17 protein-coding genes are annotated in these 16301 nt (G+C 62.8%); 14 read left to right on the top strand and 3 right to left on the bottom strand.

Annotation, left to right across the window (positions count from 1 at the left end; translation table 11 throughout):
* Nucleotides 1-8 precede the first annotated feature (8 nt).
* A complete protein-coding gene (locus tag Thiosp_RS03120; protein ID WP_201066071.1) occupies nucleotides 9-344 on the top strand; it encodes a non-heme iron oxygenase ferredoxin subunit in 336 nt (111 codons plus the stop codon).
* 66 nt (nucleotides 345-410) lie between these two features.
* Here Thiosp_RS03120 and Thiosp_RS03115 read toward each other — a convergent pair whose 3' ends face one another.
* On the bottom strand, nucleotides 411-1031 hold the full coding sequence (locus tag Thiosp_RS03115; protein WP_201066073.1) for a DUF2726 domain-containing protein: 621 nt from the start codon (nucleotides 1029-1031) through the stop codon (nucleotides 411-413).
* Between the two features lie 249 nt (nucleotides 1032-1280).
* On the opposite strand from Thiosp_RS03115, the gene ccmA reads away from it, so the two are divergent.
* The 9 genes from ccmA to ccmI all read left to right on the top strand — a co-directional run bounded on the left by ccmA (nucleotide 1281) and on the right by ccmI (nucleotide 8819).
* Nucleotides 1281-2069: a cytochrome c biogenesis heme-transporting ATPase CcmA gene (gene ccmA, locus Thiosp_RS03110; RefSeq protein ID WP_201066075.1), complete on the top strand. Its 789-nt coding sequence runs from the start codon at nucleotides 1281-1283 to the stop codon at nucleotides 2067-2069.
* Nucleotides 2063-2734 (top strand): heme exporter protein CcmB, encoded by a 672-nt coding sequence (gene ccmB, locus Thiosp_RS03105; protein WP_201066077.1) that lies wholly within the window; start codon nucleotides 2063-2065, stop codon nucleotides 2732-2734. Before ccmA ends, ccmB begins: the two co-directional genes overlap by 7 nt.
* 13 nt (nucleotides 2735-2747) lie before the next feature.
* Nucleotides 2748-3530: a cytochrome c biogenesis protein CcsA gene (ccsA, locus tag Thiosp_RS03100; protein ID WP_201066079.1), complete on the top strand. Its 783-nt coding sequence runs from the start codon at nucleotides 2748-2750 to the stop codon at nucleotides 3528-3530.
* Nucleotides 3527-3730: a heme exporter protein CcmD gene (ccmD, locus tag Thiosp_RS03095; protein WP_201066080.1), complete on the top strand. Its 204-nt coding sequence runs from the start codon at nucleotides 3527-3529 to the stop codon at nucleotides 3728-3730. The genes ccsA and ccmD overlap by 4 nt, the downstream gene beginning before the upstream one ends.
* A gap of 61 nt (nucleotides 3731-3791) precedes the next feature.
* Nucleotides 3792-4262: a cytochrome c maturation protein CcmE gene (gene ccmE / locus Thiosp_RS03090; RefSeq protein WP_201066081.1), complete on the top strand. Its 471-nt coding sequence runs from the start codon at nucleotides 3792-3794 to the stop codon at nucleotides 4260-4262.
* Entirely contained in the window at nucleotides 4259-6259 is a 2001-nt protein-coding gene (locus tag Thiosp_RS03085) for a heme lyase CcmF/NrfE family subunit (RefSeq protein ID WP_201066082.1), read from the top strand. The genes ccmE and Thiosp_RS03085 overlap by 4 nt, the downstream gene beginning before the upstream one ends.
* Before the next feature lie 94 nt (nucleotides 6260-6353).
* The gene (locus tag Thiosp_RS03080; RefSeq protein ID WP_201066083.1) at nucleotides 6354-6929 is read left to right on the top strand and encodes a DsbE family thiol:disulfide interchange protein; all 576 of its coding nucleotides are present in this window, start codon (nucleotides 6354-6356) and stop codon (nucleotides 6927-6929) included.
* Nucleotide 6930: 1 nt separating this feature from the next.
* Nucleotides 6931-7440: a cytochrome c-type biogenesis protein gene (locus Thiosp_RS03075; RefSeq protein ID WP_201066084.1), complete on the top strand. Its 510-nt coding sequence runs from the start codon at nucleotides 6931-6933 to the stop codon at nucleotides 7438-7440.
* Nucleotides 7437-8819, top strand: a complete 1383-nt coding sequence (gene ccmI / locus Thiosp_RS03070) for a c-type cytochrome biogenesis protein CcmI (RefSeq protein ID WP_201066085.1) — start codon at nucleotides 7437-7439, stop codon at nucleotides 8817-8819. Before Thiosp_RS03075 ends, ccmI begins: the two co-directional genes overlap by 4 nt.
* 120 nt (nucleotides 8820-8939) lie before the next feature.
* On the opposite strand, the gene Thiosp_RS03065 is transcribed toward ccmI, so the two are convergent.
* Complete coding sequence (locus Thiosp_RS03065) at nucleotides 8940-9953, bottom strand: helix-turn-helix transcriptional regulator (protein WP_201066087.1); 1014 nt, start codon at nucleotides 9951-9953, stop codon at nucleotides 8940-8942.
* Between the two features lie 99 nt (nucleotides 9954-10052).
* Nucleotides 10053-10727 (bottom strand): RadC family protein, encoded by a 675-nt coding sequence (gene radC, locus Thiosp_RS03060; RefSeq protein ID WP_201066088.1) that lies wholly within the window; start codon nucleotides 10725-10727, stop codon nucleotides 10053-10055.
* A gap of 194 nt (nucleotides 10728-10921) precedes the next feature.
* Here radC and coaBC point away from each other — a divergent pair, with 194 nt between their 5' ends.
* The 4 genes from coaBC (at nucleotide 10922) to argB (ending at nucleotide 16249) form a co-directional block, all read left to right on the top strand.
* On the top strand, nucleotides 10922-12151 hold the full coding sequence (gene coaBC / locus Thiosp_RS03055; protein ID WP_201066089.1) for a bifunctional phosphopantothenoylcysteine decarboxylase/phosphopantothenate--cysteine ligase CoaBC: 1230 nt from the start codon (nucleotides 10922-10924) through the stop codon (nucleotides 12149-12151).
* The gene (gene dut, locus Thiosp_RS03050) at nucleotides 12135-12593 is read left to right on the top strand and encodes a dUTP diphosphatase (protein ID WP_201066090.1); all 459 of its coding nucleotides are present in this window, start codon (nucleotides 12135-12137) and stop codon (nucleotides 12591-12593) included. Before coaBC ends, dut begins: the two co-directional genes overlap by 17 nt.
* A 121-nt stretch (nucleotides 12594-12714) precedes the next feature.
* A complete protein-coding gene (locus tag Thiosp_RS03045) occupies nucleotides 12715-15330 on the top strand; it encodes a phosphomannomutase/phosphoglucomutase (RefSeq protein WP_201066091.1) in 2616 nt (871 codons plus the stop codon).
* A 22-nt stretch (nucleotides 15331-15352) separates the two neighbouring features.
* A complete protein-coding gene (gene argB / locus Thiosp_RS03040) occupies nucleotides 15353-16249 on the top strand; it encodes an acetylglutamate kinase (protein ID WP_201066092.1) in 897 nt (298 codons plus the stop codon).
* Nucleotides 16250-16301 lie beyond the last annotated feature (52 nt).

Raw genomic sequence — 16301 nt, 5'->3', positions numbered from 1 at the left:
ATTGAGACATGCAAGCACCCTTTGTCCCTGTCGCGGATGCCGAGACCCTCGAGCCCGGGCACTTCCTGAAAGTGCAAGCCGACGGCCGCGCTTTTCTGGTGGCCATGGTGGGCGACGACCTCTATGCGGTCGAGGACCTTTGCAGCCACGAGGATTACCCGCTCTCTTACGGCTGCCTGGATGGCGATCGCATCAAATGCTCACTGCATGGAAGCCGTTTCAGCCTCAAGACGGGGGAGCCCCTGGATGAGCCGGCGGATCAGCCCATCGCCACCTTCGCCGTCGTCATCGAGGACGGGCGGATTTGGATTGACCCCAGCCGGTCGACCAACGCCGCTACTTAATCAGCATCACGAAAAAGTTTCCGGTCTTGGAGCCCAAAACAAGCCGAAACCCTCTGTCATTCAGATCTAGCGTGCCGACCGCTGCGCCACGCTACGGTCACGCATGGCGACGGCCAGCCCGGCGAGCAGGGCGTCTTCGTCCTCGCTCGCCACTTGGTGATCGGCAACCAAGCGCTCCTCTAGCGGCCAGATTAGCTCCTCGAGACGCTCTTTGAGTGCCTCGGGAGCTGCCTGCTCGTCGCCCGAGAGGGTCAGAACGGGCAGATCGGCTTGCTTGCACAAGGATTGCACCTGAGCCTGCTCGCGACGCACCCGGCGCGGACGCTTGCCGCCCGCGGTCAGCAAGATAGCGCACAGCGGCTCAGTGGCATCGGCTGACAGCACGGCAAGATCGACGCTCAGGGCACCGAGCTGGGAGCGCCACTTTCTGGCGCGTCTTGCCGACACGCCGGGTGCCGGATCGATCAACAAGTACAGAGGCACCTGCGTCTGCACTCGGCGCTGCTCACCGAGAATCTTCTCCAGCAGCTTGAGATTCTGAACCTCCCGCACACTCAGCATGGGCCTGCGCCGCTGCGCCGGCAGCCTGCCGACGCGCCCACCGTCCTTTTTGCTCAAGACCACACCAAGCAAGAGATTGGCAAGCGCAATTATGGTCAGAATCAGCAGCAGATAGAACAGGTGCATTATTTTCTCTCCGGTTGTCGAAAAAGGCTGCAGCGGTTAAGGTTCACGGCCTGCTAAGCCACAGCACCAGACTCCGGCAACCCAAGACACCTCACTTTTTGCGTCTGACGGTTTGAATCTACCTGGTTGTTATCCCGGGCTGTATCTTCCTGTCTGAGTCTGGCGGCCCCAAAGCAGCAAACAGAATCCCGCGCGGCGTCGCACTTGCGGCCCCGGCACTGAGACAGCATGAGGTTTCCGCACTGAAAAATGCTTGAGGTTTCCGCACTGAGCTGCCGCCGTGGCGATCGTTGCCTGTTCAGCGCACTGGACCTGAAGCTCGAGCCAGGGCAACTGCTGCATCTTCAGGGCTCCAACGGCAGCGGCAAGACCACGCTGCTGCGGGCTCTGTGCGGCCTGCTGCACCCGGATGCCGGCAGTATTCGCTGGCGCGGCGAGCCGATCGAACGGCTGGCCGAGGACTATTATCGCGATTTGCTCTACCTCGGGCACCTCAATGGCATCAAGGGTGATTTGACCGGCGTCGAGAACTTGCGCATCTCGGCGCGCCTGGCCGGGCGCCGAGACTGCCAAGATACCGAAATTGAGCAGGCACTTTCGCGCATCGGCCTCGGCGGCTTTGAGGATTTACCCTGCCGCATGCTGTCGCAAGGGCAGAAGAAACGGGTCGCGCTGGCGCGCTTGCTGATTAGCAAGGCGCCCTTGTGGATTCTCGACGAACCCTTCGTAGCGCTGGATGTCGGCGCCGTCGCCTTGCTCGATGATCTGATTCGCGCCCATGTCGAGGCCGGCGGCCTCGTGGTGCTAACCACACATCAGGCGCTGACGCTAGCGGTTGAGCAGAGGCTGCATCTGAATCTCGACGCAACCGCGCCAGTGATCACATCACCGGCTAGTCCAATGCCAAGCGCAGATTCAATGCAAAGCCCAGATCCAGCACAAAGCCCGCAGCCACCCGCGGTTTCTGGCTCGATGGGAAACGCGGCAATGACCGCGGCGGCAAAGCTCCCCGGGATCGCGGCAGAGACATCATGCTAAAAACATTTTGGTCGATTCTGCTGCGTGACCTGACGCTCGCGCTGCGCCGGCGCACCGATGTGCTGACGGTGCTGTTCTTCTTTATCATCGTGGTCAGCCTGTTCCCACTCGGTGTTGGCAGCGAGAAAGCCCTGCTGCGCGAGCTCGGACCCGGGGTGGTCTGGGTGGCGGCGCTGCTGGCCTCAATGCTCGCGCTTGAGCGGCTGTTTGCGGCCGACTTCGACGACGGCACCCTGGAACAGATGCTGCTCACCCCGCAGCCGCTCGGCCTGCTGGTGCTGGCCAAGGTGCTCGCCCACTGGCTGCTGACCGGGTTGCCACTGGTGATCATCGCGCCCCTGATCGCGCTGCAATATCAGCTCGAGGATGGTCAGACGCTGATGATGATGGCATCCTTACTGCTCGGCACCCCCACGTTGGGGCTGATCGGCGCCATCGGCGCGGCCCTGACACTGGGGCTACGCGGTGGAGGAATTTTGCTCTCGCTGCTGATTTTACCGCTCTACATACCGATTTTGATCTACGGCGAGGGCGCCGTCACTGTCAGCGCCATTGCGCTGGCCGACAGCGAGCCTTATCTGATGCTGTTGGGTGCGCTGCTGCTGCTGTCACTGATCCTCGGCCCCTGGGCGGCGGCGGCGGCATTGCGCATCTCGATCGACTGACACTCGTTACAAAATGAAGCTCAACTGGTTCAAATACGCCTCCCCGGCTGCTTTCTACCCCATCGCGGGCCGGCTGATTCCCTGGTTTGGAGGCCTGGCTGCCGTGCTGGTGCTGGCCTCGCTGCTGTGGGGCTTTTTCGGCACCGCGGACCAACTCGGCGGCAGTAATCCGCAAAAGGAGTATTACCGCATTATTTACATCCATGTCGGTGGTGCATGGATGTCGATGTGGCTTTACCTTGTCCTGGCCGGCTGGGCGGCGATCGGGCTGGTGTTTAATACGCGCCTCAGCTTCATGATGGCCAATGCAGTGGCGCCGACCGGAGCGATTTTCACCTTCATAGCGCTCTGGACCGGAGCCTTCTGGGGGCGGCCAAGCTGGGGCACCTACTGGGATTGGGACCCACGCCTGACCTCGGAGTTGATTTTGTTCTTCCTCTACATCGGCTATATCGCATTGCATTCGGCCATTGATGACACCCGCCGCGCCGATCGCGCCGCTGCCTTGCTGTCGATTGTGGGGTTGGTGATGCTGCCGGTGATTTACTGGTCCATTAATTGCCCCGATCCGACCCAGTGCGCGGCGCTGCATCAGCGCTCCGATCCGGGCTCGATTCACCCGAGCATTCTTTGGCCAATGCTTGGCGTGACGCTCGGGTTCTGGAGCTACTCCTTCGCCACCGCCTTCGCGCGGTTGCGCGGCATCATTTTGCAGCGTGAGGCCGACAGCGCCTGGGTAAGCGATTTGCTGCAAGGGGAATCCCAAGGAGAGCCCCGAGGAGGGACGGTGCGATGAGCGACTTTCTGAACCAGGGCGGTTATGCCTTTTTTGTCTGGGGCGCCTACGGCATGACCTTCGTGCTGCTTGCGGCGGAAATCATCGCGCTGATGGTCAGTCAGCGAACCATTCGCGCGCGTTTAGGTCGATGGGTACGCGGGCGCGCGCCACATCAGCCGTCAGTTCAGCCGTCAGGCAAGCAGCGCAGCCCTGACTAGCAAGACGAAAGCCCGCGCCGAGCATACCCGGCGCAGGCACTGTGCCATTCGAGGACTCAGGATGAAAGCCAGACAAAAACGCATGCTTTTCGTGACAGTCGCCGTGGTCGGCGTCAGCCTGGCCGCTGGCCTGGCCATCAGCGCGCTGCGCAGCAATATTTCGTATTTCTTCAGCCCCTCGCAGGTGATGGCGAACGAGCATCCAACCGATGCCGTCTTTCGCGTTGGCGGGCTGGTGGTAGAAGACAGCCTGAAACGACAGAGCGACGGACTGACCTCAAGGTTCGAGGTCACGGACAACGCCGCCGTGGTGCCGGTGAGCTATACCGGCATCCTGCCCGATCTGTTCAGTGAGGGCCAAGGCGTGGTGGCCAAAGGGCGCATGGGGCCGGGCGGTGTCTTCATGGCCGAGGAGGTTCTGGCCAAGCATGACGAATCCTACATGCCGCCCGAGGTTGCCGACAGTCTGCAGCAATCCCACGTCGATGGCGTGGTCGAGTCAGTGACACAAAACAAGCCGGTGATCCAATGATTCCAGAACTCGGCCATTTCGCGCTCGTCATCGCACTCGTCAACGCGCTGGTGCAGGCCAGCGTGCCGCTGGCTGGGTCCCTCAACGGCAACCGGCCCTGGATGGAACTCGCCCGTCCGCTGGCCTATGGGCAGTTGACCTTTATTGCCTTCTCCTTTGCCTGTCTGGTGCAGGCTTTTGTGGTCAGCGACTTTTCGGTCACCTATGTCGCGACCAATTCCAACTCCCTGCTGCCAACTATCTATAAGATTTCGGCGGTCTGGGGTGCGCACGAGGGCTCGCTGCTACTATGGGTGCTGATGATGGCCGGCTGGGGCGCGGCGGTTGCGCTCTACAGCAAGAACTTGCCGCTGACAATGATCGCGCGAGTCATCTCGGTACAGGGCATGGTCACGGTCGGCTTTTTGCTTTTCACTCTGCTGACGTCCAATCCCTTCGACCGGCTGTTCCCGGTGCCGCCCGAGGGCCGCGACCTCAACCCGCTGCTGCAGGACCCAGGACTGGCCATTCACCCGCCGATGCTCTACATGGGCTATGTCGGCTTCTCTGTGGCCTTTGCCTTTGCCATCGCGGCACTCATCGGCGGCAAGCTGGATGCCGCCTGGGCGCGCTGGTCGCGCCCCTGGACCACGGTGGCCTGGGTTTTCCTCACCATCGGCATCGCACTCGGCTCCTGGTGGGCCTACTATGAACTCGGCTGGGGCGGCTGGTGGTTCTGGGACCCGGTTGAAAACGCATCATTAATGCCCTGGCTGATCGGCACCGCGCTGCTGCATTCGCTGGCGGTGACTGAAAAGCGCGCAGCCTTCAAAAGTTGGACGGTGTTGCTGGCCATCTCGGCCTTCTCACTCAGCCTGCTCGGCACCTTCCTGGTGCGCTCGGGCGTGCTGACCTCGGTGCATGCCTTCGCCACCGATCCAACGCGCGGGACCTTCATTCTGCTGTTTCTATGCGTCGTCATCGGCGGGTCGCTTGCGCTTTATGCGTGGCGCGCGCCGGCGGTATCGACCGGCGGACATTTCGACCTGCTCTCGCGCGAGAGTTCGCTGCTGATCAACAACCTGCTGTTCTCTGCCTTCACCATTCTGGTGCTCTTCGGCACCCTGGCACCGCTGATCTACGAGGCCTTCGGCTGGGGCAAGATTTCGGTTGGCTTCCCTTGGTTCAACAAGATGTTCGTAGCCTTGGCGCCCTTCCTCGCGCTATTCCTCGGAATTGGCCCGCTGGTGCGCTGGAAGCATGACGAGATGCTGCGGCTGCTCGGCAAGCTCTGGCCGGCGGTGCTACTGACCGTCGGCGCCACCGTCTGGGTGGCCAAGTCCGACTTTGCCGCGAGCCATTTCTGGGTATCCGCCGGCATCGGGCTCGCTGCCTGGGTCCTGTTTTCGCACCTGACAACCCTGCGCGAGCGGCTGAAAAACCGTGCTGGTGGCATCATCGACGGCATCAAGGCCATCCCCGCCGATCTGCGCGGTGGTGGACGTAGCTTCTACGGCATGCTGATCGCGCACTTGGGCGTGGCGGTGCTGATCGTCGGCATCACCATGGTCTCGACCTTCGACGTCGAGCATGACGTGCGCATGTCACCGGGCGATTCCGATGAAATCGCCGGTTATCGGTTTGAATTCCAGGGCGCCAAGCCGGTTGATGGCCCTAACTACAAGGCCGACCGTGGGCATTTCATCGTCTATCGCGGCGAGAAGAAAATCACCGAGCTATTTCCTGAAAAACGCGCCTACCTCGGCGGCGGCATGCCGATGACCGAGGCAGCTATCGATGCTGGCTTCCTGCGCGATATCTATGTCTCCTTAGGTGAGAGCGTCGGCGACGGCGACTGGGCACTGCGCCTTTACTACAAGCCCTATGTCCGCTGGATTTGGCTTGGGGCCATCTTCATGGCCATCGGCGGCGGCTTGGCCGTGACCGACCCGCGCTATCGCCAGGCCCGAGTCAAGGCGGGCATGCCCGCTGGCGCGGCTGCCACAGTGAATGCTTGAGCGTTAGCAAGAAACCATCTTCGCCGGTGCGCCATCTTTCGGGCGACAATTTTTTGCTGGATTGACCGTACTTGCTGGATTGACCCTACAACCCATGACTGACAACAACCAGAAGAAATCCTCGACCTTCCGTTTCCTGGTTCCGCTGATCATTTTCGCGGCCCTGGCCGGCCTGCTGCTCTACGGACTGGGCCAGGACCCGCGCGAAGTGCCCTCGCCACTCATCGGCAAGGCGGCGCCGGAGTTCGAACTGCCAGACTTGCTCGATCCATCGCGCACGGTCTCGAATGCGGATCTGGATGGGCAGATCTCCTTGGTCAACGTCTGGGCGTCATGGTGCAGTGCCTGCCGTGCCGAACATGGCACGCTGATGGAGCTTGCACGCAGTAACGATTTCCAGCTGATCGGACTGAACTGGAAGGACGAGAAAACCGATGCGCTGACGGTGATGCGCATGACTGGCAATCCCTACACGCTGATCGGCTATGACCCGGACAACTCCGCCGGTATCGACTGGGGCGTCTATGGCGCGCCCGAGACCTTTGTCGTCGACCGCAACGGCATCATCCGCCACAAGCATATCGGTGCCATCGACCCGGTGGTCTGGGAGGAAACCCTCGCCCCCATCATCGAGGACCTCAAGCGCGAACAAGCGGCAACGGAGAGCTGAGATGCGTCTTTTTCGTCCCAAATTCGGCGCCCGAGCGCGCCTGCTGCTGCTTTGCGGATTGCTGGCAATAAGCGCCGCGGCCAGTGCCTACACGCTCGAGGAATTTCACTTCACCAGCCCTGAGCAGGAAGAGCAATTCCGCGTGCTGATCGGCAAGCTGCGCTGCCTGGTGTGCCAGAATGAATCCCTCGCCGCCTCTCAGGCCGAGCTCGCCCAAGACCTCCGCCAGGAGGTCTACGGCATGATGCGCGAGGGTCGGTCGCAGGAGGAGATTCTCGCCTTCCTGACCGACCGCTATGGTGACTTCGTGCTCTACGATCCACCGCTCAAACCCTCCACCTATGTGCTCTGGTTCGGGCCCTTCGTGCTGATCGCCATCGCCGCCTTCTTCATGATCCGTTCCCTGCTCCGCAGCCGTGCTGGACCACCCGCCGAACTGTCAGAGAACGAACGCCAGCGACTGCAACAACTGCTGGATACCGACTCCAGCGTTAAGGATGAGACCTCATGACCCTGTTCTGGACCCTGGCCGGCGCACTGCTGCTGCTATCTGCTGTCATCTTGCTGGTCCCGCTGTGGCCGCGACGCAAGCAGGCGGAAGGTAGCGATGACACCGCCGACGTCAGTCAGGATGCGGTGAACCTTGAGCTGTTTCGCCAGCAACTCGAAGAACTGGATACCGATCTCGCGTCCGGTAAGATTGACGCCGACCAGCACCAGTCTGCCAGATTGGAGCTGGAGCGCGAGTTGCTGCACGACGTGGGCGACGCAGCAGGGACAGCGCCCGCACTCGCCACCCGCGGACTTTGGTTACTTCCGCTTCTGGCCCTGGCAGTGCCTGCGCTCGCCGTTGTCTTCTACCAGGCAACGGGCACGCCACAGATTATTCCGCAGCTCGCCAATGCCGGTGCCGGGCAAAGCCCAGGACAGGGCAACGGCGAAATGCCGTCGCTTGACGTGTTAGCCGAGCGCCTGGCCGCGCGCATGGAGCAGACCCCGAACGATATCGAAGGCTGGATGATGCTCGGGCGCACCTACTTCGCCCTGGGGAATGCCCCGCAAGCGCTTGCCTCCCTGGAGCGTGCCTATGCGTTGGCGCCTGATGACCTGGACGTGAAGCTGACCTATGCCGAGGCCATCGCGGCCAATAACGACAATCGCCTGGAAGGCAAACCCGCCGAGTTGATCGGCGAAGTGCTCGCGGCCGATCCGGACCACATGAATGCCCGCTGGCTGAGCGGCGTGTTGTCCTTCCAGCGCGGACAATACACAGGCGCGATTCAGTCCTGGCAGCGCATTCTCGCGCAGACCGATCCCAACAGCAGTGACGCTGCCGATCTGCGTGGCCTGATCGAGGAAGCTCGCAAGCGCGGCGGTATCGCCAGCGACAATTTGCCCAATTCACCGACGGCACAAGCAAAACCGGCGCAGCCGGAACCTTCACCCGCAACTGAATCGCCAACACCGCCGCCCAGCACCAGCGCGACGGCTGCATCCGCCCCGGCGCCTGCTGACGCCGATCGCACTGCCGCTCCCGCCGCCAGCATTCAGGCAGAGGTGTCGATCGCGCCCGAGTTCGCCAACCAGATCCCGCAAGGCGCCGCTGTCTTCGTCTACGCCAAGGCCGCCGCCGGCCCACCCATGCCGCTTGCGGCACAGCGCATCGGCGTTGGCGACCTGCCCGCCACTCTGACGCTTGATGACAGCATGGCCATGACCCCGGCGATGAAGCTCTCGAGTTTTCCTGAAGTCATCGTTGGCGCGCGGATTTCCGCCAGCGGCCAAGCCATGCCCATGTCGGGCGACCTGCAAGGCGAGACCGGGCCAATCAAGGTCGCGGGCGACCGGCAAGCGCCGGTTGAGGTGATCATCGACCGGCGCCTGCCCTAGGCCGCACCTCCGGGCCGGCAGCACGCTAGGTAAAGGCTCAAAAATTACCAGCCCGGTTGGGCAAAGCGCAGCCGGCCCAACTTCAGCAGGTAAAGTTGTATCGCTCGTTTTGCACCCTTCCTAGGAGGTCGCGTAGACGGCATTCATCTTGGCCGCCTGCGCGGCCATGACCTCGCGCAGCGACTCAGGTGCGACCACTTCAAGGTTATCCCCACCGGCTAGCAGCCAGCGCAGCAGTGCGCCGCTGGAAGGGACCTGAGCACTGAGCCTTAGCGTAAATTCACTGCCTTCTGGCTCATCTTGCAGCTGTTGGTCGAGACTCAGGGGGCAGTCACGCAGTACGGCATCAAGGTAGCCGCGCACGCGCAGCTCCAGCGCGATCATCTCGCCGCGGCCAAAGTCGATCTGGCCATGCTCGATTGCCCGATCCAGATCGAAATCCTCGGCCGCGCGCGCGGCGTCATCCTCGACCCGCGCTTCGATCAAACGGTGCAACGCATAGAAACGCACCGGCTCAGGCTCCCGGTTCTTGAGCGCCAACAGGTAGGACACGGGTCCGCGCTGCACCAGTGCCTGCGGATGCAAGCGCGGACGACTGCGCTCACCAGCGTTGTTCTGATAGAGCACCTTGAGCGTGCGCTGTTCGGCCAGCGCGGTAATAACAGCATTGAGCACTTTCGGCTTCACGTCCGCTGGCACCAGCCGCAGGGTATCCGGCAGCATGCGCAAGCGCTGCTCGTCGAGAATCGGCCCATGGTCATGGTGCATCAGCGAGCGCCAGAGTGCATTGACACGCCCTTGGGGAACCATTTCGCCGACCAGCTCGGCAATCTGCCGGCGGGTGTAGGCCAAAACGGCCGGATCATCGTCGCGCACCTGCGCACAGCGGCGGTAGCGCAGTGGCTTACCGCCAGGATTCACCACCTTGATGCGCCCATCACGGACCAGCTCGGTCAGATCCCGCTGCAACATGCGCCGCCGCGCAGCGGGCGAGGTCGGATGCGCACCCTCATCGCCAAACCGGCTTTCGAGCAAGGCCACATCTGGACAACGCTCGGGCGCCGCCTGCGCATGCGCGATTAACGCCTCCAGGCGTTGCAGACGCTCGATTCGTTCAACATGGGTCGCACTCATCGCTACACCATTCTCATCGCCACGCCGTTCTCATCGCCAAACCGCCCTCATCATTGCCAGCTTGCCGAAATGATTCGACGAACATACCGGCGGGAACACTCAGAGCAACCCGCGCTCGGCAAAAGAGGTCCCCTCACCCTCGCCGATGATGATGTGATCCAGCACCCGCACGTCGACATAATCGAGCGCATTGCGCAGACGCTCGGTGATGCGAATATCCGCCTGACTCGGCTCGGCCACGCCTGAAGGATGGTTATGGGCAAAAATCACCGCCGCGGCGTTGCAGTTCATGGCCGCGCGCACCACCTCGCGCGGGTGCACGCTGGCCCCGTCGATGGTGCCGCGAAACAACTCCTGGTACTCAAGCACCCGATGGCGATTGTCGAGAAAGAGCCCGGCAAACACCTCGTAGGGATAGCCGCGCAGGCGCATTTTCAGATAGCGGCGCGTCGCTTCCGGACTGGTGATGGCATCGCGCTCGCACAATTCCTCACGCAGATAGCGCCGGCTCATCTCGAGTACCGCGCGCAGCTGCGCGAATTTGGCCACGCCGAGTCCCTTGCCGGAGCAAAAATCCGCCTGACTGGCAGACAACAGCCCCACCAGACCGCCATAGGTCGCAAGCAGCTCGCGCGCCAAATCGACAGCGCTCTTGCCCGGAACACCAGTTCGTAGAAAAATGGCCAGCAGTTCGGCGTCGGTCAGTGCCTCCGCGCCGAGAGCGAGCAATTTCTCCCGCGGTCGTTCATCCGCGGGCCAGTCCGCAATCGACATGATCGCAACCTCCTTCTTTAGATCAATGACGTTCCTTCAAGCCCAGCCCGGATTGCGTATCAGCCTGACAACGCAGCGGGCTTGGATCAGCAACAGCCACTGTATCCGCGAAGAGTAAACGAAGTGCCGCCGAACGCCAACCCTCGCCCGAGTGCCAAGTCGCGCATGCGCCCGCACGAACGCAGACTGAGCACATGAACGACGCCCGCCAACCTCGGATTCTGCTTGGCATCAGCGGCAGTATCGCGGCCTACAAGGCGGCCGAACTGATCCGGCGGCTGCGCGAGCGCGGCGCCGAGGTCCAGGTGGTGATGACGGCAAGCGCGCGCGAGTTTATCTCCCCCCTCAGCCTGCAGGCACTAGCCGGTCGCCCGGTGCGCTCGGAGCTGTTCGACCCTGCGGCTGAGGCTGGAATGAGCCACATTGAGCTGGCCCGCTGGGCCGATCAGATTCTCATCGCGCCGGCCAGTGCCAATCTGATCGCACGTCTCGCCCATGGGCTCGCCGACGATCTGCTGACGACCCTGGTCCTGGCCAGCCAGGCGCCCGTGGCCATCGCACCGGCCATGAACCAACAAATGTGGTCCCACCCGGCGCTGCAGGAGAATGTCGCCCGCCTGCTCGCCCGGGGCGTGCGTCTGCTCGGCCCCGACAGCGGCGATCAGGCCTGCGGCGAGGTTGGCGGCGGGCGTATGCGCGAGCCCGCCGCCATTGCCGCAGAGCTGCTCGCGAACGCTCCGGGGCCGCCCGGCCCAGATCCAGTCGCCCCAGGCCCGCTCACCCGCAAGCCGGTGCTGGTCACCGCAGGACCGACGCGTGAAGCCCTGGACCCAGTGCGCTTTATTGGTAACCGCAGTTCCGGCAAGATGGGCTATGCTCTAGCACAGGCGTTGACGGAATTGGGAGCACAAGTCACTTTGGTAACCGGCCCCACGGCATTGCCGCCACCATTGGTGGCGCGCGTGATCCAGGTCGAAACAGCGCTGGAGATGCATGCCGCGGTCATGGAGCACATCGCCGACTGCGCCATCTTCGTCGCCGCTGCCGCCGTGGCCGACTATCGACCCGAGCATTCGGCCTCCCACAAGCTGAAAAAGCACCAAGCCGACATGACGTTGCGGCTGGTGCGCAACCCGGACATTCTCGCCGAGGTCGCCGCCCGCGATCATGCCCCCTTTACCCTGGGATTTGCTGCCGAGACCGACGCACTCGAGGCCCATGCCCGCGACAAGCTCGAGCGCAAGAAGTTGAACATGATCGCGGCCAATCGGGTTGGTGGCGAGCAGGGCGGCTTTGAGCGCGACGACAACGCATTGCTGCTGCTCTGGCGCGACGGCCAACAGGAACTGCCACTGATGCCAAAATTACAGGCCGCGCGTGAAATCGCCCGCACCGTCACAGAACGCTATGCCACATCCGCTTAAGATCAAAATCCTCGACAAACGCCTGGGTGACAGCTTTCCGCTGCCCGCCCACGCCACCGAGGGCGCCGCCGGCATGGACCTGCGCGCCATGGCGCAAGCGCCGGTGAACCTCCCGCCCGGTAAGGCCGAGCTGATCCCAACCGGGCTCGCCATTCACATCGATGACCCTGGCATCGCCGCCCTGATCCTGCCGCGCTCGGGCTTGGGGCATCGCCACGGCATCGTGCTTGGCAACCTGGTCGGCCTGATCGACTCCGACTACCAGGGCGAAGTCTTGGTATCCTGCTGGAATCGTGGCCAGGACAGCTTTGAGATTCAGGTCGGCGAGCGCATCGCGCAACTGGTTCTGGTCCCCGTGCTGCAGGCGAGGCTTGAGATTGTCGAGGATTTCGCCCCCTCCTCGCGCGGCGAGGGAGGCTTCGGACACAGTGGTAGACATTGATCGGCCTGCGTGACGCCAATCCCAGAGCGCGCTGCTCCGCAGCATTGCGCCTCTGCGAGAACCGGCTGGGCGTCTGCAAGAATCAGCTCGTGCCGACACCGGAACAGAATGCACTGACATCATGGCTCTAGGTAAGAAAACCATCAAGCGTGGCGGCAAAACCGCAACATCCAAAGCGGCGAAACCCCAGCATCTGGTCCGATACTGGCTCATCGCCGCAAGCGCGTCCGTTGTGGCCATTGCTGGAGCATTTTTCGCCGCCACCTGGTTTGAAACCGGCGTCGAACGTCGCATGCAGCAGCAACAGCTGCAGGAATTGGTGACCAGCCTGGCCGACGCCTTCGGCGATCGCAAGGAGCGTCTGCGCGAGCAGCTTGGACAGCTCGCCGATGACACGCGTCTGCGCACCGCCCTTGAGTACGCCGACCAGGCCAATCTCGACGCCGAGGTCAAGCGTTTGCAGGAACGCGCCCCCCTGGCGCTCGCGCTCCATCTAGTGCGGCTCGATCCCAGCTCCCCCGGCGTGCGGATTCTCGACGAGGACAAGCTGCCGCTGAGCTACGCCGGGCTGGACCTGGTCCGGCAAGTCGCCGATTCCGGCGCTATCTCCCTGCTGGAGGCGCATCAGGTCGGCACGCCGAATGCTCATCTCGCCATCGCCGGCCCCATTCTCGCGAGCGACGGCAGCACCACGTTGGGCATCATCTATCTGGCCCTTCCGCTCAACCTGCTGCCGCAACCAAATCCCGATATCGCGCGTAACCGCCATTTCCTGTTTCAGCAGGGCACGGACCGAGCCAAGGCAACCATCTCCCCCAAATCGGCGCCGCAGCCAGCCGCTGGCGCGGTGATCGCGCAGGCAAAGATTCCGCAAACCGGCATTGAGCTGCTTGCCTGGCAACCGGCGCCGCAGCCTTTTGCTTCCGGGTTTCTGTGGCCAAACCTCATCGTGGGCGGGGCGCTTGCGGCGATTCACTTGGTGATTCTGATCGCGGCTGGCGGGGCGCAATCCCGGCGTCTGCAACGCGAAGTCGATCAGCTCAACGCCGGAATGGCCCAGGTTGACCTCGGGCAGCCGCCCACCAAGCGCACCATTCGCTTGCAGGAGTTGATGGCGCTCGACGCGGCGCTGAGGCGCATGTCGCGCAAGCGCGCCCATACCGCGAGAGGCGACTCCGAACTCGTCGCCCCCGGGGACCATTCCTCGGCGCTGCTGCCGGACAGCAGCGTGGTTGCTGGACTCAGCATGGACTTAAACACCGTCAACCCGGCAAGCCAGGTGGCAGCGCCCTCCAGCATGATCTCAAGCAAAACGCCGGAGGAAAGCCTGACCCGAGTCGACGTGTCGGAGAAGTTGGGCACCACCCCGGCGCGCGTGTTTCGCCCCTACGATATTCGCGGACTGATCGAGACCGACCTGACCGAAGACTTCATGCGCCTGCTCGGCCAGGCGATCGGGACGGAATCCCAGAAAGGCGGGAGCAAGGCCGTGCTGGTGGGCCATGATCACCGCCCGAGCGGCACAACGCTGACAGCGGCCCTGTCGGACGGATTGCGCGCGAGCGGCTGCGATGTGATTGATCTCGGCATCGTACCCACGCCGGTGCTCTACTTCGCCACCCATCTCGCCGGCGATATTTCTGGCGCCATGGTCACGGCCAGCCATAATCCGGCACAATACAACGGCGTGAAGCTCGCGTTTTCCGGTAAATCCGCCACCGCACTTAATATAGCCAAGCTCAAGCAGCGGCTGCAACGCGGCGAGTTCATGACTGGCGAGGGCAGCTATCGCGAGCAATCCGTGCTGGCCGACTATTTCGACGAACTCGAGCAGAACGTAACCTTCGCGCGCCCGCTGAAGGTGGCAGTGGACTGCGGCTTCGCCACCCCGGCGCTGGTGGCGCCGCAACTGTTCCGCGACCTTGGCTGCGAGGTGATCGAAGTCCGCTGCGACCTCTCCGACCCGCGCGCCGGCACCGAACTGCCCGACCCCTCGGTAGCGGAGAATCTGCGCGAGCTGATCGACGCCGTCACCACACAGGGAGCGGATGTCGGCTTCGGCTTCGACGGCGACGGCGACCGCCTCGGAGTGGTCGATTCCGCCGGCCAACTCATTCAGACCGACCGGGTGCTGATGCTGCTCGCGGCCGATCTGCTCGCGCGCGCACCCGGCAGCGATATTGTCTTCGACGTCAAATGCAGTCGCCTGTTGGCGCAGCAGATCAAGAGCCTCGGTGGCCAGCCGGTGATGTGGAAATCCGGCCATGCATTCATTAAGGAAAAGCGCGAAGAGCTCAATGCGCCGCTCGCCGGCGAATACAGCGGCCATATCGTCTTCGGCGACCGCTGGAACGGCTTTGATGACGCCTTCTACGCCGCCGCGCGCCTGATCGAGGTGCTGGCCATCGACTCACGCCCGTCGAAGGATGTCTTCGGCGAGCTGCCCAACGCGGTCGGCACACCCGAGCTTTTGTTGCCGGTCGGCCTCGGCCGCGAGATCGAAATCATGTCCCAGGTGATGGAAGCCAAAGGCCGCTTGAGCGGCGTGAAAGCGATTACCATCGACGGCCTGCGCGTGGAAAGCGACAAAGGCTGGGCGCTGGTGCGTGCATCCAATTCAGAGTCGGCCCTGGCCTTCCGCTTCGAGGCGGTCAACGAGTCAACGCTCGAGAAGCTCAAGGACTTGATGCGCCGGATCATGCAAAGCGCCGCCCCCGATCTCAAGCTGCCATTCTGATTGACTCAATCCTCCTCCGCTTATGTCCTTACCCGCTGAACGTGCCCAGAATATCGCCCATGTCCTGATCGAGGCGCTCCCCTACATCCGCCGCTTCAGCGGCAAGACCGTCGTCATCAAGTACGGCGGCAACGCGATGGTGGAGCAACGCCTGAAGGAAGGCTTCGCGCGCGACCTGGTACTGATGAAACTGGTCGGCATCAACCCGGTGGTGGTGCATGGCGGCGGGCCGCAGATCGGTGAGCTGCTCAAGCGCCTTGGCAAGGCGACCGAGTTTGTCCAGGGCATGCGGGTGACCGACAGCGAGACCATGGATGTGGTCGAGATGGTCCTCGGTGGTCTGGTCAACAAGGAAATCGTCACCCTGATCAACCGTCACGGCGGCGCGGCCGTGGGGCTGACCGGCAAGGATGGGGATTTCATCCGCGCGCGCAAACTGCTATTGCGGCGCGACGCACCGGAGCTGGCGGCGCCCGAGATCATCGACATCGGCCATGTTGGCGAGGTGGAGAGCATCGACGCGGCCGTGGTCGACATGCTGGTCGGCGGCAATTTTATTCCTGTCATCGCACCCATCGGTGTCGGCAACGATGGTTTTTCCTACAATATCAACGCCGATCTGGTTGCCGGCAAGGTCGCTGAAGTCTTGCGGGCCGAAAAGCTGATCCTGCTCACCAACACTGCTGGATTGTTGGATGATCAAGGGAAGCTGATCAAAGAAATCGAAGCAGCGCGGGTTGACGAGCTGATCAAAACCGGCGTGATTCAGGGCGGCATGCTGCCCAAGGTACGCTGCGCCCTGGAAGCCGTTCAGATGGGCGTCGGCGCCGCACATATCCTGGATGGGCGCGTCGAGCATGCTGTCATGCTCGACCTGTTCACCGATGAAGGAATCGGCAGTCTGATCCGCCGGCGTTAGCTTTCTGACTTCTCCAGACACGCGCCAGGCATTATCAAAGGCATCCCTGACT

This window comes from Thiorhodovibrio litoralis (genome assembly GCF_033954455.1).
GTDB classification, from domain to species: domain Bacteria; phylum Pseudomonadota; class Gammaproteobacteria; order Chromatiales; family Chromatiaceae; genus Thiorhodovibrio; species Thiorhodovibrio litoralis.
This window is presented reverse-complemented; position numbering and strand designations above follow the sequence as displayed.

Coding starts and splice junctions, on each gene's coding strand:
- Thiosp_RS03120 (WP_201066071.1), top strand. CDS start 9: ATGCAAGCACCCTTTGTCCCTGTCGCGGATGCCGAGACCCTCGAGCCC.
- Thiosp_RS03115 (WP_201066073.1), bottom strand. CDS start 1,031: ATGCACCTGTTCTATCTGCTGCTGATTCTGACCATAATTGCGCTTGCC.
- ccmA (WP_201066075.1), top strand. CDS start 1,281: ATGCTTGAGGTTTCCGCACTGAGCTGCCGCCGTGGCGATCGTTGCCTG.
- ccmB (WP_201066077.1), top strand. CDS start 2,063: ATGCTAAAAACATTTTGGTCGATTCTGCTGCGTGACCTGACGCTCGCG.
- ccsA (WP_201066079.1), top strand. CDS start 2,748: ATGAAGCTCAACTGGTTCAAATACGCCTCCCCGGCTGCTTTCTACCCC.
- ccmD (WP_201066080.1), top strand. CDS start 3,527: ATGAGCGACTTTCTGAACCAGGGCGGTTATGCCTTTTTTGTCTGGGGC.
- ccmE (WP_201066081.1), top strand. CDS start 3,792: ATGAAAGCCAGACAAAAACGCATGCTTTTCGTGACAGTCGCCGTGGTC.
- Thiosp_RS03085 (WP_201066082.1), top strand. CDS start 4,259: ATGATTCCAGAACTCGGCCATTTCGCGCTCGTCATCGCACTCGTCAAC.
- Thiosp_RS03080 (WP_201066083.1), top strand. CDS start 6,354: ATGACTGACAACAACCAGAAGAAATCCTCGACCTTCCGTTTCCTGGTT.
- Thiosp_RS03075 (WP_201066084.1), top strand. CDS start 6,931: ATGCGTCTTTTTCGTCCCAAATTCGGCGCCCGAGCGCGCCTGCTGCTG.
- ccmI (WP_201066085.1), top strand. CDS start 7,437: ATGACCCTGTTCTGGACCCTGGCCGGCGCACTGCTGCTGCTATCTGCT.
- Thiosp_RS03065 (WP_201066087.1), bottom strand. CDS start 9,953: ATGAGTGCGACCCATGTTGAACGAATCGAGCGTCTGCAACGCCTGGAG.
- radC (WP_201066088.1), bottom strand. CDS start 10,727: ATGTCGATTGCGGACTGGCCCGCGGATGAACGACCGCGGGAGAAATTG.
- coaBC (WP_201066089.1), top strand. CDS start 10,922: ATGAACGACGCCCGCCAACCTCGGATTCTGCTTGGCATCAGCGGCAGT.
- dut (WP_201066090.1), top strand. CDS start 12,135: ATGCCACATCCGCTTAAGATCAAAATCCTCGACAAACGCCTGGGTGAC.
- Thiosp_RS03045 (WP_201066091.1), top strand. CDS start 12,715: ATGGCTCTAGGTAAGAAAACCATCAAGCGTGGCGGCAAAACCGCAACA.
- argB (WP_201066092.1), top strand. CDS start 15,353: ATGTCCTTACCCGCTGAACGTGCCCAGAATATCGCCCATGTCCTGATC.